This window comes from Ruegeria sp. AF3 (genome assembly GCF_056536285.1).
This window is the reverse complement of sequence record NZ_JBQFJM010000001.1, coordinates 2517501-2535739: the sequence shown is the minus strand read 5'-3', so window position 1 is coordinate 2535739 and position 18239 is coordinate 2517501. Positions and strand designations below refer to the sequence as shown.

Sequence of the window (18239 nt, the reverse complement as noted above, 5' to 3'; positions counted from 1 at the left end):
GGTGCGCAAATCCACGCCACTTGGCTGTAATGATGCATCATACAGGCAGTTTTTCTTGCCAGATCACGCATGCTGTTTCTAACATCCATTTGCAAGCTATCCGCCCGCCACTCTTTCTACGTCGCATCGAAGGAGGGCACCACCAGGGCGCAACCGGGTAAGGCGACGGGTTTCTCGAATGGACATCACGTTTCTTCTGAATGGAGAGACAGTGGAGCTGACGGATATCAATCCGACAGCCACTCTGCTGGATTGGCTGCGTGAAGATCGTGGCCTGACCGGCACCAAAGAAGGCTGCAACGAAGGCGATTGCGGTGCCTGCACTGTCATGGTGACGGATGCGGGTGGCGCAAAGGCCCTGAACTCGTGCATCCTTTTCTTGCCGCAGCTGCATGGCAAGGCGGTTCGAACCGTCGAAGGCGCCAGCGGCCCCGATGGCGAGGTCCATCCGGTTCAGCAGGCCATGGTTGACTTACACGGGTCGCAATGCGGCTTTTGCACACCCGGTTTTGTCATGTCTATGGTGGCCGGTCACACCAATGGCGCGACGGATCACGACACACAGCTTGCCGGTAATCTGTGCCGTTGCACAGGTTATGCACCCATTATTCGCGCAGCCGAAGCGGCCGAGAAGCATCCCGTGCCTATCTGGGTCAAAGACAAGCCTGTCGCAACGCCTGCCGCCTCACCCATGCTGCCGGGCTCGTCCGACGCGCTGGCTGCTGTGTATGCCGAGAACCCAAATGCCACTTTGGTCGCGGGCGCAACTGATGTTGGGCTTTGGGTGACCAAGCAACTGCGCGATCTTGATCCGGTGATCTTCCTGAACCGCTGTGACGATCTGAAAGAGATCACGATCACCGACGAAGATATTCGGTTCGGTGCCATGGTCGATATGAACCGCATGGGCGAAGCCTTGGCGGACATTCACCCATCGTATGCTGAAATGATCCGGCGCTATGCCAGTGTTCAGGTCCGTCACGCGGCCACTGTGGGTGGCAACATCGCCAATGGCTCACCAATCGGAGACAACCCGCCCGCGCTGATCGCATTGGGTGCGACGCTGCACCTGCGCAAAGGTGATGAACGCCGGTCAGTCCTGCTGGAAGACTTCTTCATCGATTACGGGAAACAGGACCGCGCGCCGGGTGAGTTTGTCGAAGCCGTCAGCTTCCCGCGTCAGGCGGACCGGCTGAAATGCTACAAGCTGAGCAAACGGTTCGATCAGGATATCTCGGCTGTGTGCGGATGTTTCAACATTACCATTTCGGACGGACGTGTGGCGGCTGCGCGCATCGCGTTTGGCGGTATGGCTGGCATTCCGAAACGGGCAACCCATGTCGAGGCCGCGTTGATCGGCAAGCCATGGACGCGCGAGACGATTGACGCCGCTCTGCCCGCTTTTGCCGACGATTATTCACCGCTTACCGATATGCGCGCCTCGGCCACGTACAGGCTTGAGACCGCCAAAGCGATGCTGGAACGGTACTTCCTTGAGGATCAGGGCCAAGTGACCAACGTGCTGGAGGTATCGGCATGAGCGTAACCAAACCCCTTCCCCACGACGCGGCACCGCTGCACGTATCCGGTTCCGCCCGATATGTGGACGACATCCCGACGCCAAAGGGCACATTGCATCTGGCCTTTGGCCTGAGCCCGATCGCCAAGGGCACGATTACCGCGATGGACCTGTCTGCCGTGAAAGCAGCAGCCGGGGTCGTCAAGGTCATGACGGCACAGGACCTGCCCTTTGCCAACGATGTTTCGCCCTCGATCCACGATGAACCGTTGCTGTCCGACGGGACGGTTCACTATATCGGCCAGCCTGTTTTCCTTGTGGTTGCCACCAGCCATCTGGCCGCCCGCAAGGCGGTTCGGTTGGGCAAGATCGACTATGCCGAGGAAACACCGATCCTGACGGTGGAAGAAGCTCTGGCAGCAGACAGCCGATTTGAAGACGGGCCCCGTATCTATGCCAAGGGCGACGCGGACGCCGCGATTGAAAGCGCAGCCCACGTCATCGACGGAACATTCGAGATCGGCGGTCAGGAGCATTTCTATCTGGAAGGTCAGGCAGCCCTTGCCGTGCCGAATGAAGGCGGCGACATGCTGGTCCACAGCTCGACCCAGCACCCGACCGAGATACAGCACAAGGTGGCGGACGCTCTGGGCCTGCCCATGCATGCGATCCGCGTCGAAACCCGGCGCATGGGTGGCGGATTCGGTGGCAAGGAAAGCCAGGGGAATGCGCTGGCCGTCGCCTGCGCAGTGGCGGCGCGGGCAACCGGCAAAGCCTGCAAGATGCGCTATGACCGCGATGATGACATGATCATCACCGGCAAACGCCACGCCTTCCGGATTTCCTATCGCGCGGGATTTGACGAACAGGGTCACATTCAGGGCGTGTCCTTTCTGCAATACGCGATCTGCGGCTGGGCACAGGACCTGTCCCTGCCCGTCGCCGACCGTGCGATGCTGCATTCGGACAATGCCTACCTGCTGCCCAATGCCCGGATTGAAAGCCATCGGTTGAAGACCAACACGCAGTCAGCCACCGCCTATCGTGGGTTTGGTGGCCCGCAGGGGATGGTTGCCATCGAACGTGTGATGGACCACGCCGCGCATGAACTTGGGTTGGACCCGGTGGAATTGCGCCGCCGCAACTATTACGAGCCCGCGCATAAGGTTGCCGAAGTCCAACCCCACGAGAAACCGCTGGGTCATCCCGACCCGCACGAAGACCTGACCAGCCGTGGCGCGGTGGAAACAGGGACGGCCCCGGTCCGCCCCCTGCCCGCTGGCGGCAACACGACGCCCTACGGAATGGAGGTCAGCGATTTCGAACTGCATGGCATGACCGAAGCGCTGATGAAGTCCAGCAACTATGCCGCGCGCAAAGCGGCCATCGAGAAATGGAACGCCGAAAACAGCGTGATCAAGAAGGGCATCGCCTTTTCTCCGGTCAAGTTCGGAATTTCCTTCACGCTGACCCATCTGAACCAAGCCGGTGCGCTGGTGCATGTGTATCAGGATGGTTCGGTCCACCTGAATCATGGCGGCACCGAGATGGGTCAGGGCCTGTTCCAGAAGGTCGCGCAAGTGGCCGCGTCACGTTTCGGCATCCCGCTTGAGATGGTCAAGATCACCGCCACCGATACGGCCAAAGTGCCGAATACGTCAGCCACGGCGGCGTCTTCGGGCAGCGATCTGAACGGCATGGCGGTGAAAGCGGCTTGCGATACGATCCGCGACCGGATGGCCGATTATCTGGCTGAACGGCATCAGGCCGACCCCTCCGCGGTCACTTTCACAGATGGCCACGTTTCGGTTGGTGAAGAACGGTACACGTTCGCCGAAGCTGCCGCACTGGCCTATCAGGGTCGCATAAGCCTGTCGGCCACCGGCTTTTATAAAACGCCCAAGATCGAATGGGACCGGATCGTGGGGCGCGGTCGCCCGTTTTACTACTTCGCCTATGGCGCTTCGGTCACCGAGGTCGCTGTGGACACGTTGACGGGCGAGAACCGCATTCTGCGCACAGATATCCTGCATGACGCGGGCGCTTCGCTGAACCCGGCGCTGGATGTCGGACAGGTCGAAGGCGGTTACGTGCAGGGCGCGGGCTGGCTGACGACCGAGGAACTGGTCTGGGACGGCAAGGGCAACCTGCGCACACATGCGCCCTCGACCTACAAGATCCCGGCCTGTTCCGACCGGCCCGACATTTTCAACGTCGCACTTTGGGATGGCGAGAACCGAGAGGACACCATCTATCGCTCGAAAGCCGTGGGGGAACCCCCGTTCATGCTGGGAATATCGGCCTGGCTGGCGCTTTCGAATGCGGTGGCAGCCTGCGGGGACACCTATCCGGCACTCAACGCGCCCGCCACCGCCGAAGAGGTCTGGCGCGGCGTCCAGAGGATGAAGGGAGATATCTGATGGGATTTGACCTAGAGGCTTTGAGGGAGGCGGTCAAAACCCACGGCAAAGTGGTTCGGGTGGTCATCGCCGGGATCAAAGGGTCGTCTCCACGCGAAGTTGGTGCCGCCATGCTGGTCTGGGACGGCGGGCAAAGCGGCACAATTGGTGGCGGAACACTGGAATACCAGGCGGCAAATGCCGCACGGTTGCAAACCACGCCAACCCGCCTGACGCATCATGCACTTGGACCCGAGTTGGGGCAATGCTGTGGCGGTGCCGTGTCGTTGCTGAGCGAGGTCTACGACGCAAACACTGTCAATGATCTGGACGATACGGTCATCGCGCGCCCGGCCACGGGTGACGAGATGCCCCTGTCGGTCAAGCGAATGCTGGCGACGGCGCGCGGACAGGGGATTGCGCCAGAACCGCAGCTGATCGATGGCTGGATGGTTGAACCTGTTCACAAGCCGACACGCAATCTGTGGATCTGGGGCGCGGGCCATGTCGGCCGTGCGCTAGTGGATGTGCTGTCCCCGCTTCCCGATCTTGCGATCACCTGGGTGGACACCAGCCGTCAGCGCTTTCCGGCCACTGTGCCAGCGGGCGTGACAATTGTTCCGGCCATAAAACCGGCCGAGCTGATCCGCCATGCCCCATCCGACGCCGAACATCTTGTGCTGACATACTCGCATAGCCTTGACTTTGAACTGTGCAACAGACTGCTTTTGCACGATTTTGGCTTTGCGGGGCTGATCGGCTCGGCTACGAAATGGGCGCGATTCCGGTCGCGGTTGGCCGCTCTTGGGCATCCGCCTGAACGGATAAGCCGGATCACCTGCCCGATCGGTGACCCGTCGATGGGGAAGCATCCACATATGATCGCCGTGGGCGTCGCTGCACAATTGCTGCGCCCGGCCCTGCAAAACGAGTTGAAGAAGGACCTGAGCGCGTGACCATTCCACTTTTGAGCTTGCAAGGGCTGACCAAAGCCTACCCCGGTGTTGTGGCCAATGATCAGGTGTCCTTTGACATCGGTGAAGGCGAAGTGCACGCGCTGCTGGGTGAAAACGGCGCGGGGAAATCCACGCTGGTGAAAATGATCTATGGGCTTGTGAAGCCGGACAGCGGCACCATGAAGCTGCGCGGCAATCCGTTTGCGCCGCCCGAACCGCGCGCGGCCCGTGCCGATGGGATCGCGATGGTGTTCCAGCATTTTTCGCTGTTTGACGCGCTGAACGTGGCCGAGAATATCGCGCTGGGGATGGAGAATCCGCCCCCGATGGGGGATCTGGCATCGCGCATTCGCGAAGTCTCGGAAACCTATGGTCTGCCGCTGGACCCGTTCCGCACGGTTGGCGATCTGTCCGCAGGCGAACGCCAGCGGGTCGAGATCATTCGCTGCCTGCTGCAGGACCCCAAACTGCTGATCATGGACGAACCGACCTCGGTTCTGACCCCGCAAGAGGTCAATATCCTGTTTGAGACGCTGAACAAGCTACGCTCCGAGGGAACCTCGATCCTTTATATCTCGCATAAACTGGAGGAGATCCGAACGCTGTGCGACCATGCCACGATCCTGCGTCTGGGCAAGAACGTGGGCGAATGTGTTCCCGCTGAAACCTCGGCGCGCGACATGGCCGAGATGATGGTCGGGTCGACGTTGCAGACGCCTGAACGCTCGGGCCGGGAACTGGGCGAGGTCGCGCTGGATGTCAGCGGGCTGTCAGTCCCCTCGCCTTCGGAATTCGGCACCGCATTGCGCAATGTGCACATGACGGTCCGCAAGGGCGAGGTTCTGGGCGTCGGCGGTGTTGCCGGAAACGGGCAGGATGAATTGCTGGGCGTGCTGTCCGGGGAAATCCTGACATCGGCGGATGCGATCAAGTTCAACGGTCAGGCAATCGGCAAGCTCGGCCCGACAGCGCGCCGCAAGCTGGGCGTTCTGACCGCGCCCGAGGAACGGCTCGGCCACGCGGCGGCACCCGACATGAGCCTGACCGAAAACGCTTTGCTGACCGGATCGGTGCGGGAAGGGCTTGAGAAAAACGGCTTCTTGAAATGGACCGAAACCCGGAGTTTTGCCGAAAAGATCATCGAAGCCTTCGACGTTCGTACGCCCGGGCCCGAAAACGCAGCGCGGTCCTTGTCCGGCGGCAATCTGCAGAAATTCGTGATTGGACGCGAAGTGCTGCAAAACCCTGATGTGTTGGTGGTAAACCAGCCAACCTGGGGGGTGGATGCCGCGGCGGCCGCGTCGATCCGGCAAGCCATACTTGATCTTGCGGCGAAAGGCACGGCGGTGGTCTGCATCTCGCAGGATCTGGATGAGCTGATGGAAATCTCGGACAGTTTTGCGGCCTTGAACGAAGGTCGACTGAGCGCGCCGCGCCCAACCACCGGCCTGACGGTGGATGAGATTGGCCTGATGATGGGCGGTGCCCATGGCATGGAGGTGGCACATGTGTGATCTGTCGGGCCGCCTTCGGCGAGAGTATTTGCGAAAAGGTGAAACATCTGGGGGGATGAGCAGATGATAGTGTTGGAGAAACGGCCACAGCCGTCCAGGGCCTGGTCTTACGCGACCCCCCTTGTGGCGGTGCTGGCGACAATGGTGTTTGGCGGGTTGCTGTTTGCCATCTTGGGGAAAAACCCGGTCCAAGCCATCGGCACCATCTTCTGGGAGCCGTTGTTTGGCGAGTTCGCGTTTTATTACCGCCCTCAATTGCTGGTCAAAGGCGCGCCCCTTGTGTTGATCGCAATCGGATTGTCGCTGGGTTTTCGGGCCGGTATCTGGAATATCGGGGCCGAAGGGCAATACATCATGGGCGCTATTTTTGGCGCGGGCGCAGGTCTGGCCTTCTATCCGCTTGACGCCTGGTACATCTTCCCGATCATGGTGGTTGCAGGCGCATTTGGCGGGTGGCTGTGGGCAACGATCCCGGCTTTGCTGAAGGTGCGTTTCGGCACCAACGAAATCCTTGTGTCGCTGATGCTGGTCTACGTGGCCGAGCAGATGCTGGCCTCGGTCTCGCTGGGTCTTCTCAAGAACCCCGAAGGGTTCGGCTTTCCCGGATCGCGCAACCTGCAATCCTATGAAAGCGCGCATAATGCCGAGCTGATTGCCGGTTCCGGGATGCATTGGGGTGTTGTCGCGGCCTTCATCGCGGTGATCTTTGCCTATGTATTGCTGAACCGTCACATGCTGGGCTTCCATATCCGTCTGACGGGTGAGGCCCCCCGCGCCGCGAAGTTTGCGGGTGTGAACCCGGCGCGCCTGATCCTGTTCTGCCTTGGAATTTCGGGCGCTTTGGCCGGGCTGGCCGGGATGTTCGAGGTGTCCGGCCCGTCCGGTCAGATCAGCATCGATTTCAATGTGGGCTATGGCTTTACCGCGATCATCGTCGCCTTTCTGGGCCGCCTGCATCCGGTGGGTATCCTGTTGGCCGGGGGCCTGATGGCGCTGACCTATATTGGCGGCGAAATCGCACAATCGCAGCTGGGCCTGCCATCCGCAGCCATTCAGGTGTTTCAGGGAATGCTGCTGTTTTTCCTGCTGGCCTTCGATCTTCTGACAAACTTCCGCATCCGTGCGGCGCGTAGCGAGGTGGCGTGATCATGGACCTTGGTCAAATCAATCCCGTTCTTCTGGTTGCCTCGCTTATGGTGGCGGCAACCCCCCTTCTGCTGGCCGCGATTGGAGAGCTTGTCGTGGAAAAGGCAGGCGTTCTGAACCTTGGTGTCGAGGGCATGATGATCGTTGGCGCGATCAGCGGTTTTGCGATCTCGGTCGAAACCGGCTCGCCTTGGCTGGGCTTTGTTGCTGCCGCCATTGGCGGGGCCGTGCTGTCGCTGCTGTTCGTCTTGCTGACACAGTTTGCGTTGGCCAACCAGGTTGCCAGCGGCCTTGCGCTGACCCTGTTTGGCCTGGGGTTCAGCGCCCTGATGGGGCAAAGCTATGTGGGCGTCAAACCACCCAGCATGGGCGATATCCACATCCCCTTGATCAGCGATATTCCGGTCATCGGCCCGATCCTGTTTCGGCACGATCCCATCCTGTATCTGGGCATTGCGCTGACCGCTGTGGTCTGGGCCGTCCTGAAGTACACCCGCGTCGGGTTGATCCTGCGGGCGGTTGGTGAAAACCACGATGCCGCCCATGCGCTTGGCTACAAGGTCATCAAAATCCGTATCATGGCGATCCTGTTTGGCGGGGCCTGCGCGGGTCTGGGTGGAGCTTACATCAGTCTGATACGTGTGCCGCAATGGACCGAGGGCATGACCGCAGGTGTCGGCTGGATCGCACTGGCGCTGGTGGTGTTTGCCAGCTGGAAACCGTGGCGGGTCCTGCTGGGTGCATATTTGTTCGGCGGCATCACCGTCTTGCAGCTTAATTTGCAGGCAGCGGGCGTTGCCATTCCCGTCGAGTATCTGGCAATGTCACCCTATCTTATCACGATCCTTGTGCTTGTGATCCTTTCGGCCGACAAGAGCAGCGCACCTGCCTCACTGGGCCGGACCTTCCATGCCTCACACTAGGGGCCAACTGAACCAACTTGGGGAGTAACTACATGAAATTAAAATCGCTTCTGACAACTGCCGCGATAGCGCTTGGTCTTGCGACCGGTGCAGTGGCACAAGACAAAACCAAGGTCGGTTTTGTTTATGTCGGCCCTGTCGGCGACGGCGGCTGGACCTATGAACACAACAAAGGCCGTTTGGCGATCGAAGAAGAGTTCGGCGACAAGGTCGAGACTGTATTCGTTGAATCAGTACCCGAAGGCCCCGACGCCGAGCGCGTGATGACCCAGATGGCGCTGGAAGGCGCGGATCTGATCTTTACCACCTCGTTCGGCTATATGGATCCAACCATCAATGTGGCCAAGAAATTCCCGAACGTGAAGTTCGAGCACGCGACCGGCTACAAGACCGCCGACAACGTCTCGGTCTATTCAGCGCGTTTCTACGAAGGCCGCGCGGTTCAGGGGCATATCGCGGGTAGAATGACCGAATCGAACATCATCGGCTATATCGGGTCCTACCCGATCCCCGAGGTGATCCGCGGTATCAACTCGGCCTATATCCACGCCAAGAAAGCGAACCCGGATGTACAGTTCAAGATCGTCTGGGCCTATACATGGTTCGACCCGGCGAAAGAGGCTGACGCTGCATCGGTTCTGATCGAACAGGGCGCCGACGTGATCCTGCAGCACACTGACTCGACCGCACCGCAGGCCGCCGCACAAGAGGCGGGCAACGTGATCACCTTCGGTCAGGCTTCGGATATGAGCGAATACGCCCCCAAACCGCGTGTTTCCTCGATCATCGACAACTGGGGACCCTACTACATCGCGCGCACAAAGGCCGTGATGGACGGCACCTGGACCTCGTCCAACACCTGGGACGGTATCGGGCCGGGCATGGTAGAAATCGGTGAGATTTCGGATGCAGTTCCCGCGGACATCAAGGAAGAGGCACTGGCCCTGAAAGCCGCGCTGGCCGATGGCAGCTATCATGCCTTTACCGGACCGCTGAAAAAGCAGGACGGCAGCGACTGGCTGGCCGAGGGCGAAGTGGCCGACGACGGTACTCTGGCCGGTATGAACTTCTATGTCGAAGGGCTGGAAGGCGATATCCCGCAATAAACGGCGCGGATAGAAATGCATAAAGGCCCGCAGGATTGCGGGCCTTTTTTTTGGCGTTTTCGTTTCGGTCACATTACCGGATGCCCGGGATTCTACGGCCGCAAAGACCTACGGAACCTTTAGGCCATGTCCTGCGTTCGCCACCCGATCAGGCTGAGACACGCAAAAACGATCGCGGCAACGCAGACAATCGAGGGCCCTGCCGGAGTGTCGAATACATACGCAGCCCTTAGCCCTGTGATGGCCGAAAGCGCACCTATTCCCGCAGCAATCAGGGCCATGGATTCTGGTGACCGTGCCAGGTTTCGCGCAGCAGCCGCCGGAATGATCAGCATTGCGGCGATCAGCAACACGCCCACAACCTTGATCGCCACCGCTACGGTCACAGCAAGTGACAGGGTCAGGATCAGTTGTTCTCGCCTTGGATCGAAGCCGCTGGCATAGGCCAGTTCTTCGTTCAGTGTCGCGGTCAGAAGTTGCGACCAACGCCAGACAATCAGAGCCACGACAAGCGCCGCACCGCCCCAGATCACGACCAGATCCGAACGGGAGACCGCCAGAATATCCCCAAACAGATATGCCATCAGGTCAATCCGGACACCGGACAGGAATGAAACTGCTACCAGCCCGAAGGCCAGCGCAGAATGCGCCAGAACCCCCAGCAGCGTGTCCATCGCATAACCGCGACCCGCCAAAAGCGAAACGGTCAGCGCCATGACCAAAGCGACGGCCAGCGCACCCGTGAAGATCGACATCTGAAACGTCAGGGACAGGGCCACGCCCAGAATTGCGGCATGCGCGGTCGCGTCGCCGAAATACGCCATGCGACGCCACACGACAAAACATCCAAGGGGGGCCGCCGCAAACGCCACGCCAATACCGGCGAGCATTGCCCGCATCATGAAATCATCCAGCATTATTCCGCCGCTTCCTGTGGGTTCGCATCATGATCATGATCATGATGGTGATCATGTTCATGACGATAAAGGGCAAGCGCACCGCCTGTTCCGGTTCCGAACAAGGCCCGATACTCGGGTGCCGAGGCGACCACGGCCGGCGATCCTTCGCAACAGACATGCCCATTGAGGCATATCACCCGGTCCGACGCGCTCATGACCACATGCAGTTCGTGGCTGATCATCAAAATGGCGCATCCGGACTCGCGTCGGACTGCCTCGATCTGCTGGTAAAAGCTGGCCGATCCCCGTTGGTCCAACCCCTGTGTCGCTTCGTCCAGCAACAAGATGTCCGGGTGGTTGATCAAAGCTCTGGCCAGAAGTACCCGCTGGAACTGTCCGCCGGACAACTGTGACATCTGGCGTTTCAACAGATCCGGCACACCCGCCGATTCAAGCGCCTCGACACATTGCCTGCGCGACACAGGTTCGGTCAGACGCATGAACCGCTCGACGGAAATTGGCAAAGTCGGATCGACATGCAGCTTCTGCGGCACATAGCCGATTTTCAAACCGGGTTTCAGTGACACGTGACCGGCGGAAGGCCGTGTCGCACCGATAATGGCCCGCAGCAGGCTGGTCTTGCCTGATCCGTTCGGGCCAACGATGGTCACGATTTCACCCGGTTCAACGACCATATCCACATGATGCAGCACGGTATGCGCGCCATAGCGGACGCTGAGTTTCTCGACAGTGATCAGGGCCATCTTTATGCCTTTTCGGTGCAGTCAGGGCAGAGACCTTCAGCCTCTACAACCGTTCGCTCGATCTCGAAACCTGCCGCGCGCGCGGCAGCGCCAAGAACACCTTTGGAGGGGGCGGACTGCGCCTCGGCTACGGCATCACATTTTCGGCAAATCATGAAAGCAGGTGAATGCGCCGCGCCGGGATGAGAGCAGGCGACAAACGCGTTCAGCCGCTCGATCTTGTGGACAAAGCCGTTCTGTACAAGAAACTCCAACGCCCGATAAGCGACCGGAGGCTGGGACCCGAATCCTTCGTCGCGCAACCGATCAAGGATTGCGTAGGCGCCAAGGGCGCGATGTTCCTGCAACAACATCTCAAGAACCTTGCGGCGAACCGGCGTCAGACGCAGCCCTTCCTCTTTGCACCGGGCTTCGGCAGATGCCAGGGCCGTTGCGACACAGCTCTGGTGGTCATGTTCCTGAAACCCGACCGGGGCGGTGTCTTTGCCAGGTACCGGGTGCACATCACTTGTCATGTTATTTCATATCATGTATTGCCACTTGAAATGTTATAAAATCACACAGAGAGCTCTATGTCCAGAACGCTTCTTCTTCCATTGTCGATCACAGTTGCATTGCTGGGTGGACCGGCCCGCGCAGATGCGCCAAACGTTGCCGCGGACATTGCCCCGGTTCATTCGCTGGTGGCCCGTGTAATGGAGGGTGTGGGAACACCTGCCCTGATCGTCGCACCGGGTGCCTCGCCGCATGAATACAATCTGCGCCCGTCCGAGGCAGCCGCGTTGCAAAACGCCGATCTGGTGTTCTGGGTAGGAGAAGACCTGACGCCATGGTTGGAAAGCGCGATAGAAACCCTTGCCCAAGGCGCGACTGCCACTGCCCTATTGGACGCAAAGGGCACGGAGCTTCTTGAGTTCCGGGAAGACACATTGTTTGAGGCGCATGATCACGCGGACGATGCGGGTCACGAAGACCATGACGACCATGACGATCACGAAGGCCATGATGATCATAACGATCATGATTCTCATGACCCACATGCCTGGCTGTCGCCAACGAATGCCAAAGCCTGGCTGAACCTGATCGCAGATCAATTGTCGTCAGCGGATCCCGACAATGCCGCTGCGTATTTGGCAAACGCCGAAGCGGCGCGCGAAGAAATGACCGCGCTTTCCGCAGAAGTGGCAGGGTTGCTTGAGCCGGTTCGCGGCGGCAGCTTCATCGTGTTTCATGATGCTTATCAGTATTTCGAGGTCGCGTTTGGTTTCCCGGCATCAGGCGCGATTTCCCTGAGCGATGCGTCCGACCCAAGCCCCGCGCGTATTGCCGCCATTCAAGGTCGCATTCGCGCTGAAGGCATCAACTGCGTATTATCTGAACCACAGTTCAATCCGGGCATCGTCGAGACCGTGTTGGATGGAACATCGGCGCAATCCGGTGTGATCGATCCACTGGGCTCGGCACTGGAACCGGGGCCGTCTCTGTACCCGCAAGTCATTCGTAACATGGCGCAAACCCTGTCGGAGTGTTTGAAAACCCGTTGAACCGGGACTGGGATCGGGACGCGGGAACCTGCCGGGGTGCACCCAAAAAGGCCAAGTCCCGGCCCGCGCATCAGGTTTCGAACATTGGAGAAGCGCATCAGACCATGGTCTGTAGCGCGTCAAGCAATTGTCGTTCATAGTCGATTGCGAAATGAGACCCAAAATTTCTGACCTGACAATTGGCAACTGGTCTTTGTCGCGCGTTTTTCTCGCGGCCAGCATAGTCGTAATGGGGACTGCTACGGTGTTTGTTGGTCACTGGGTGTCGAACCGGATCGAAAACGCGGTTGTACAGAACTCCGCCAACTCGGCCGCACTGTACATGGAAAGCATTCTGTCTCCTCTCAGCCAGGAGCTGGCGCATGGAGATCGACTGTCCGAACAGGCCAGCCGGGCGCTGGACGAGATTTTCATGACCCAGCCGATGCGCGAACGCATTGCCTCGTACAAGTTCTGGAAACAGGATGGCGAGATTGCATACGCATCGGATTCCGCCATCATCGGTCGTCGGTTCGAGCCGACAGATGACCTGAAACGCGCATGGGCTGGAGAAATCTCGGGCTCATTTGAAGAGCTGGACGACGAAGAAAGCGCGGCAGAGGCTGCGCTGGGCATTCCATTGCTGGAAGTCTACAGCCCCATTCGCGAAATCTGGTCGGGGAAAATCATCGCGGTCGCCGAGTTCTATGAAAAGGCCGATCAGCTGGAACTGGACATGGCCAGAGCCAGAAGAACAAGCTGGTTGATCGTTGGCTCGGCCTTTGCGGCAAGCACGGTTGTTCTGTTTTCCATTGTCGCAATCGGCGACAACACCATTCGACGGCAGGGGCGCCTTCTGAACGACCGCCTTGCCGAAAGTGAAAAGATGGCCGCGCAGAATGCCATGCTGCGGTCGCGCGTCATTGATGCATCAGAAAGATATGCTGCGCAAACGGACAGGTTCCTTAGGAAACTCGGCGCGGAACTGCATGACGGTCCTGCCCAATACCTATCGCTCGCAGCCCTTCGATTGGAGGCCGCATTCGGCGACAGGCCGGAGATGCCCACCGAGGCCGAAGAAATTCAGCAATCTTTGCAGAAGTCTTTGGCAGAAATTCGCGCCCTGTCACGGGGATTGTTCGCGCCAGACATCGAAAACCTAGCGCTCGTTGATGTGGTAAAAAGAGCTGTCGAGGACCACGCGGAACACAGCCCTTTTCGCCCCGGTATTTCCTTTCAGGGCAATCCGTCGCCCGACTTGTCGATCTCGGGCAAGTTGTGCGTTTTCCGGTTCCTGCAGGAAACGATTTCCAATGCCGCAAGATATGCACCCACGTCCCGATGCATTGTCACCTGCGACGTACATGATGATCGCATCACCGTTCAGGTCAGCGACGACGGCCCCGGGTTCGATCCGTCAGGCGAGACTGTGCTGCGAGACGACGGGGGCCAGGGCCTTGTCGGTTTGCGTGACAGGGTCGAAAGCATCGGTGGCCGGTTCGTGGTGACGTCAACCCCGGGCAAGGGCACCACCGTTGCTATGACATTGTTTCCCAGAAAAATGAGTGCATCATGACAACATCCGTCGTTATCGCAGATGATCACCCGATTTTCCGGGACGGTTTGCACCGGACATTAGAAGAGGCTGACGGTTTCAAGGTTCTCGCCGCCGGATCAAATGCGGATGAGGCCGTTTCCCTTGTCCGAACCCATCAACCAGACATCGCCATCCTCGACCTGTCGATGCCCGGTGGCGGCATTAGCGCGACCCGCCGAATTGCTGAAATGGCGAACCCGCCTTTCATCGCGATATTGACGGTCTCTGAAAACAGCAGTGACGTCGCAGACGCTTTGGAGGCGGGTGCCATTGGCTATATCGTCAAGGGCGTGACAGCGCGCGAATTGACAGATTCGCTGCGCAGTATCGCCTCGGGCGAAGGATTCGTCTCGCCGGGTCTGGCTTCGCGCATGCTACTTCAGATCAATCGCGGAAGTGGGTCGCAGAAAGAAACTGACGCCATCGATGATCTTACCCATCGCGAGGAGGAGATTCTTCGGCGCGTCGCCAAAGGGCTGAGCAATCGGGAAATAGCCGATGAGTTGGGGATTCAGGAGAAAACCGTCAAGCATTACATGACGGCGATCCTGTCCAAGCTCCATGCGCGGAACCGGGTGGAGGCCGCTCTCATCGCGCATGAGGCCTGGAACAAGAAAGACTAGGGTCAGGCGCTCAAAGACCGGGGCGGTCTCTCAAGAAAAGAAACCGCCCCGCACATTCGTCAAAGTTCGTTGTTCAGTTGGCAATCGCCTGAAGTCTGCTGCGATCCGCCGCGGTTGCGGTTCTTTCAACAACGGTTCGGTTGAACGGGTCTTTCAGTTCGTAACGTCCGCCCTCGATCTCTTCTTTCCAGCCGTTTGCGTAACTAACTTCGATATTGTGGCCCTGAATTTCGATTTTTGCCGGGTTACTTCCAGCACCGCCGCTCTGCCCTGGCGAGCGCACACTATCGATTGAGATACCGTTTGCCAGTGACCGAAGGCGCGAAACGTCGGCACCTGTGGCCGGTCGTTCCTCGATGGTTCGGTTCTGCGCGTTTTTTCTTTCGTACCGACCGTTTTCGATCTCTTCTTTGGTGCCGTCAGCATAGCGTACTTCGATGCCGCTCGCGCTTGTCTCGACCTTTGTTATTCCAGCCGATCCCGATGACTGCCCCCCAGACTGAGACCGGTCCTTCTTATCCCCTCCCCGGCCCGAGCGTGACGAGCCATCGTCATCGTCATCATCGTCATCATCGTCGTCGTGACCACCTTTACCCGATCCGGAATTGTCGTCGCTATCTCCGCCGCTGCCCGACCCGGAATTGCTGTCATGATCATCATCCCCGCCGTTGCCGTCACTCCCCTTCCCGCTTTTTGCAAACGCGTAAGCAGGTTCCAACCGCAGATGACCGTCTGCGTCAAAGGTCGGCACATAGGGTGTCATCACAATCAGCGACGCCAGCGCTGCCGAGCTCAGAAGCTGACCAGTTCTTTTCCGGGTATTCATTATCGTCTCCAATCCTGTTCGAGGCGTTTTCCTGCATTGGAGGCAGGATATCCCAGTCCCGGCTTCGCTACATCGGGCTTAGGTCTGATGATTTTCCGGCCGAATGTCCGGACCGGAGAAGCTAAGAATTACAATTCCCGAAACTCAACCTGATCCAACACTCCTATTATGGCTTTGAGCAACGAGGGACCGCATGTCGGTGCCGACAGCACTGACGGTGGAGGCGTGTTGGTTTTCATGTTGGGGTAAGAGTCGGCTTCAGGGAGCGTCAGAATGGGTGCGCTTTGATAGCTGATCTTTGCTCTCTGGCGTAGCACCGTTGTAGCACCGGGTAAGGATGTCCTAAACGCGGAAAGCCCTGCGTTATGCAAGGCTAAGTGTTTGATATCTGACTAGGAAGTATTGGTTGCGGGAGTAGGATTTGAACCTACGACCTTCAGGTTATGAGCCTGACGAGCTACCGGGCTGCTCCATCCCGCGACACTTTTGATGACCTACCGCTTACGCTACTTGAGGTCTTTTTTGGTCTACCGCCTATTCGGCTGCTTGAGACCGGGTAGTGTTCTTATCATCGTGTTGAGAGATTGGGGATTTTACTAGGTTTGGCGGTGACCTACTCTCCCGGGGCTTAAGCCCAAGTACCATTGGCGCGGCAGTGCTTAACTTCCGGGTTCGGGATGGGACCGGGTGTTTCACTTGCGCTATGACCACCAAACCGAGGAAAATCCCCGTCGCTCTTTTTGCTTTGCAAAAAGGCGACGCGCAGGAGGCAGCGTATTCGCGAAGCGGATGCGCGTTCCTGCACGGTTGTTATGTCAATCAACAGTGTCGCTTGGCGCGACACAGCTATCCAACTCAAGGTGTGTATGTCTTTGATTTGTCTTTCCATTACTGGATCAAATCAAGCCTATCGGGCGATTAGTACCGGTCAACTGAACGCATTACTGCGCTTACATCTCCGGCCTATTGACGTGGTGGTCTTCCACGGCCCTCAGGGAGACCTTGTTTTGAGGGGGGCTTCCCGCTTAGATGCCTTCAGCGGTTATCCTGTCCGATCATAGCTACCCAGCACTGCCGTTGGCACGACAACTGGTCCACCAGTGGATCGTTCACCCCGGTCCTCTCGTACTAGGGGCAACTCCTCTCAAGTCTCCTACACCCACGGCAGATAGGGACCGAACTGTCTCACGACGTTCTAAACCCAGCTCACGTACCTCTTTAAACGGCGAACAGCCGTACCCTTGGGACCTGCTCCAGCCCCAGGATGAGATGAGCCGACATCGAGGTGCCAAACACTGCCGTCGATATGGACTCTTGGGCAGTATCAGCCTGTTATCCCCGGCGTACCTTTTATCCGTTGAGCGATGGCCCTTCCACTCGGGACCACCGGATCACTATGGCCGTCTTTCGACTCTGCTCGACTTGTCAGTCTTGCAGTCAGGCTGGCTTCTGCCATTGCACTCAACGAGCGATTTCCGACCGCTCTGAGCCAACCTTCGCGCGCCTCCGTTACGCTTTAGGAGGCGACCGCCCCAGTCAAACTACCCGCCACGCAGGGTCCCGGATCCGGATAACGGACCGCGGTTAGACATCAAGAGTGCGAAGGGTGGTATCTCAAGGGAGGCTCCACAGGGACTTGCGTTCCTGCTTCAAAGCCTACCACCTATCCTGCACATCACAATCCTGATGCCAGTGCGAAGCTGTAGTAAAGGTGCACGGGGTCTTTCCGTCTAACCGCGGGAAGCCTGCATCTTGACAGGCAATTCAATTTCGCTGAGTCGATGTTGGAGACAGCGGGGAAGTCGTTACGCCATTCGTGCAGGTCGGAACTTACCCGACAAGGAATTTCGCTACCTTAGGACCGTTATAGTTACGGCCGCCGTTTACCTGGGCTTCAATTCAAGGCTCTCACCTCTCCTTTTAACCTTCAGGCACCGGGCAGGCGTCAGACCCTATACGTCGTCTTGCGACTTCGCAGAGCCCTGTGTTTTTAATAAACAGTCGCCACCCCCTGGTTTGTGCCCCCAGCCCCTAGTTGCCTAGGAACCGGGCCTCCTTCTCGCGAACTTACGGAGGTATTTTGCCGAGTTCCTTCAACATCGTTCTCTCAAGCGCCTTGGTATGCTCTACCAGTCCACCTGTGTCGGTTTAGGGTACGGTCTGATGGAGGGCTATTTCCAGGAACCACTCAGCAGCCCAATCAATCCGATAAGATTGAACTACACCTGTGATCCGTCACATCCTCCTGGCCTAGGAATATTAACCTAGTTCCCATCGCCTACGCCTTTCGGCCTCGGCTTAGGGGCCGGCTTACCCTGCTCAGATTAGCTTTAAGCAGGAACCCTTGGACTTTCGGCGAGAGTGTCTCTCACACTCTTTGTCGCTACTCATGTCATCATTCTCACTAGTGATCTCTCCACCGGATCCCTCACAGGCCGGCTTCA

Annotated in this window: 14 protein-coding genes, 1 tRNA gene and 2 rRNA genes (1 of these 17 only partly in view); 10 read left to right on the top strand and 7 right to left on the bottom strand. The window is 58.5% G+C overall.

What is annotated here, in order from left to right:
• Nucleotides 1–178 precede the first annotated feature (178 nt).
• The 7 genes from xdhA (at nt 179) to ACR3FC_RS12750 (ending at nt 9563) form a co-directional block, all read left to right on the top strand.
• Nucleotides 179–1540 (top strand): xanthine dehydrogenase small subunit, encoded by a 1362-nt coding sequence (gene xdhA / locus ACR3FC_RS12780; protein ID WP_480475386.1) that lies wholly within the window; start codon nt 179–181, stop codon nt 1538–1540.
• Nucleotides 1537–3939 (top strand): xanthine dehydrogenase molybdopterin binding subunit, encoded by a 2403-nt coding sequence (gene xdhB / locus ACR3FC_RS12775; RefSeq protein ID WP_480475384.1) that lies wholly within the window; start codon nt 1537–1539, stop codon nt 3937–3939. Before xdhA ends, xdhB begins: the two co-directional genes overlap by 4 nt.
• Nucleotides 3939–4874: a xanthine dehydrogenase accessory protein XdhC gene (xdhC, locus tag ACR3FC_RS12770; protein ID WP_480475382.1), complete on the top strand. Its 936-nt coding sequence runs from the start codon at nt 3939–3941 to the stop codon at nt 4872–4874. The genes xdhB and xdhC overlap by 1 nt, the downstream gene beginning before the upstream one ends.
• Nucleotides 4871–6388: an ABC transporter ATP-binding protein gene (locus ACR3FC_RS12765; protein ID WP_480475380.1), complete on the top strand. Its 1518-nt coding sequence runs from the start codon at nt 4871–4873 to the stop codon at nt 6386–6388. The genes xdhC and ACR3FC_RS12765 overlap by 4 nt, the downstream gene beginning before the upstream one ends.
• A 63-nt stretch (nt 6389–6451) precedes the next feature.
• Entirely contained in the window at nt 6452–7534 is a 1083-nt protein-coding gene (locus ACR3FC_RS12760; protein ID WP_480475378.1) for an ABC transporter permease, read from the top strand.
• A gap of 2 nt (nt 7535–7536) precedes the next feature.
• On the top strand, nt 7537–8457 hold the full coding sequence (locus ACR3FC_RS12755; protein ID WP_209598075.1) for an ABC transporter permease: 921 nt from the start codon (nt 7537–7539) through the stop codon (nt 8455–8457).
• Between the two features lie 32 nt (nt 8458–8489).
• Nucleotides 8490–9563, top strand: a complete 1074-nt coding sequence (locus ACR3FC_RS12750; protein WP_480475376.1) for a BMP family ABC transporter substrate-binding protein — start codon at nt 8490–8492, stop codon at nt 9561–9563.
• 119 nt (nt 9564–9682) lie between these two features.
• Here the strand turns inward: ACR3FC_RS12750 and ACR3FC_RS12745 are convergent, their stop codons facing one another.
• From ACR3FC_RS12745 to ACR3FC_RS12735, 3 genes are read right to left on the bottom strand one after another with little or no spacing between them, the layout of a single operon-like run.
• Nucleotides 9683–10480, bottom strand: a complete 798-nt coding sequence (locus ACR3FC_RS12745; protein WP_480475374.1) for a metal ABC transporter permease — start codon at nt 10478–10480, stop codon at nt 9683–9685.
• The gene (locus ACR3FC_RS12740) at nt 10480–11226 is read right to left on the bottom strand and encodes a metal ABC transporter ATP-binding protein (protein WP_480475372.1); all 747 of its coding nucleotides are present in this window, start codon (nt 11224–11226) and stop codon (nt 10480–10482) included. The genes ACR3FC_RS12745 and ACR3FC_RS12740 overlap by 1 nt, the downstream gene beginning before the upstream one ends.
• Nucleotides 11227–11228: 2 nt before the next feature.
• Nucleotides 11229–11741, bottom strand: coding sequence for a Fur family transcriptional regulator (locus ACR3FC_RS12735; RefSeq protein ID WP_480475370.1), 513 nt, complete (start codon nt 11739–11741; stop codon nt 11229–11231).
• Between the two features lie 57 nt (nt 11742–11798).
• On the opposite strand from ACR3FC_RS12735, the gene ACR3FC_RS12730 reads away from it, so the two are divergent.
• From ACR3FC_RS12730 to ACR3FC_RS12720, 3 genes are all read left to right on the top strand, one after another.
• Nucleotides 11799–12770, top strand: coding sequence for a zinc ABC transporter substrate-binding protein (locus tag ACR3FC_RS12730; protein ID WP_480475368.1), 972 nt, complete (start codon nt 11799–11801; stop codon nt 12768–12770).
• Between the two features lie 229 nt (nt 12771–12999).
• On the top strand, nt 13000–14325 hold the full coding sequence (locus tag ACR3FC_RS12725) for a sensor histidine kinase (RefSeq protein WP_480475366.1): 1326 nt from the start codon (nt 13000–13002) through the stop codon (nt 14323–14325).
• Complete coding sequence (locus ACR3FC_RS12720; protein WP_480475364.1) at nt 14322–14969, top strand: response regulator; 648 nt, start codon at nt 14322–14324, stop codon at nt 14967–14969. The genes ACR3FC_RS12725 and ACR3FC_RS12720 overlap by 4 nt, the downstream gene beginning before the upstream one ends.
• A 73-nt stretch (nt 14970–15042) precedes the next feature.
• On the opposite strand, the gene ACR3FC_RS12715 is transcribed toward ACR3FC_RS12720, so the two are convergent.
• The 4 genes from ACR3FC_RS12715 to ACR3FC_RS12700 form a co-directional block, all read right to left on the bottom strand.
• Nucleotides 15043–15795, bottom strand: a complete 753-nt coding sequence (locus tag ACR3FC_RS12715) for a hypothetical protein (RefSeq protein ID WP_480475362.1) — start codon at nt 15793–15795, stop codon at nt 15043–15045.
• A gap of 403 nt (nt 15796–16198) precedes the next feature.
• A tRNA-Met gene (locus tag ACR3FC_RS12710) sits at nt 16199–16275 on the bottom strand.
• A 120-nt stretch (nt 16276–16395) separates the two neighbouring features.
• Nucleotides 16396–16510 (bottom strand): 5S ribosomal RNA (rrf, locus tag ACR3FC_RS12705).
• 182 nt (nt 16511–16692) lie between these two features.
• A 23S ribosomal RNA gene (locus ACR3FC_RS12700) occupies nt 16693–18239 on the bottom strand (it continues 1282 nt past the right edge of the window).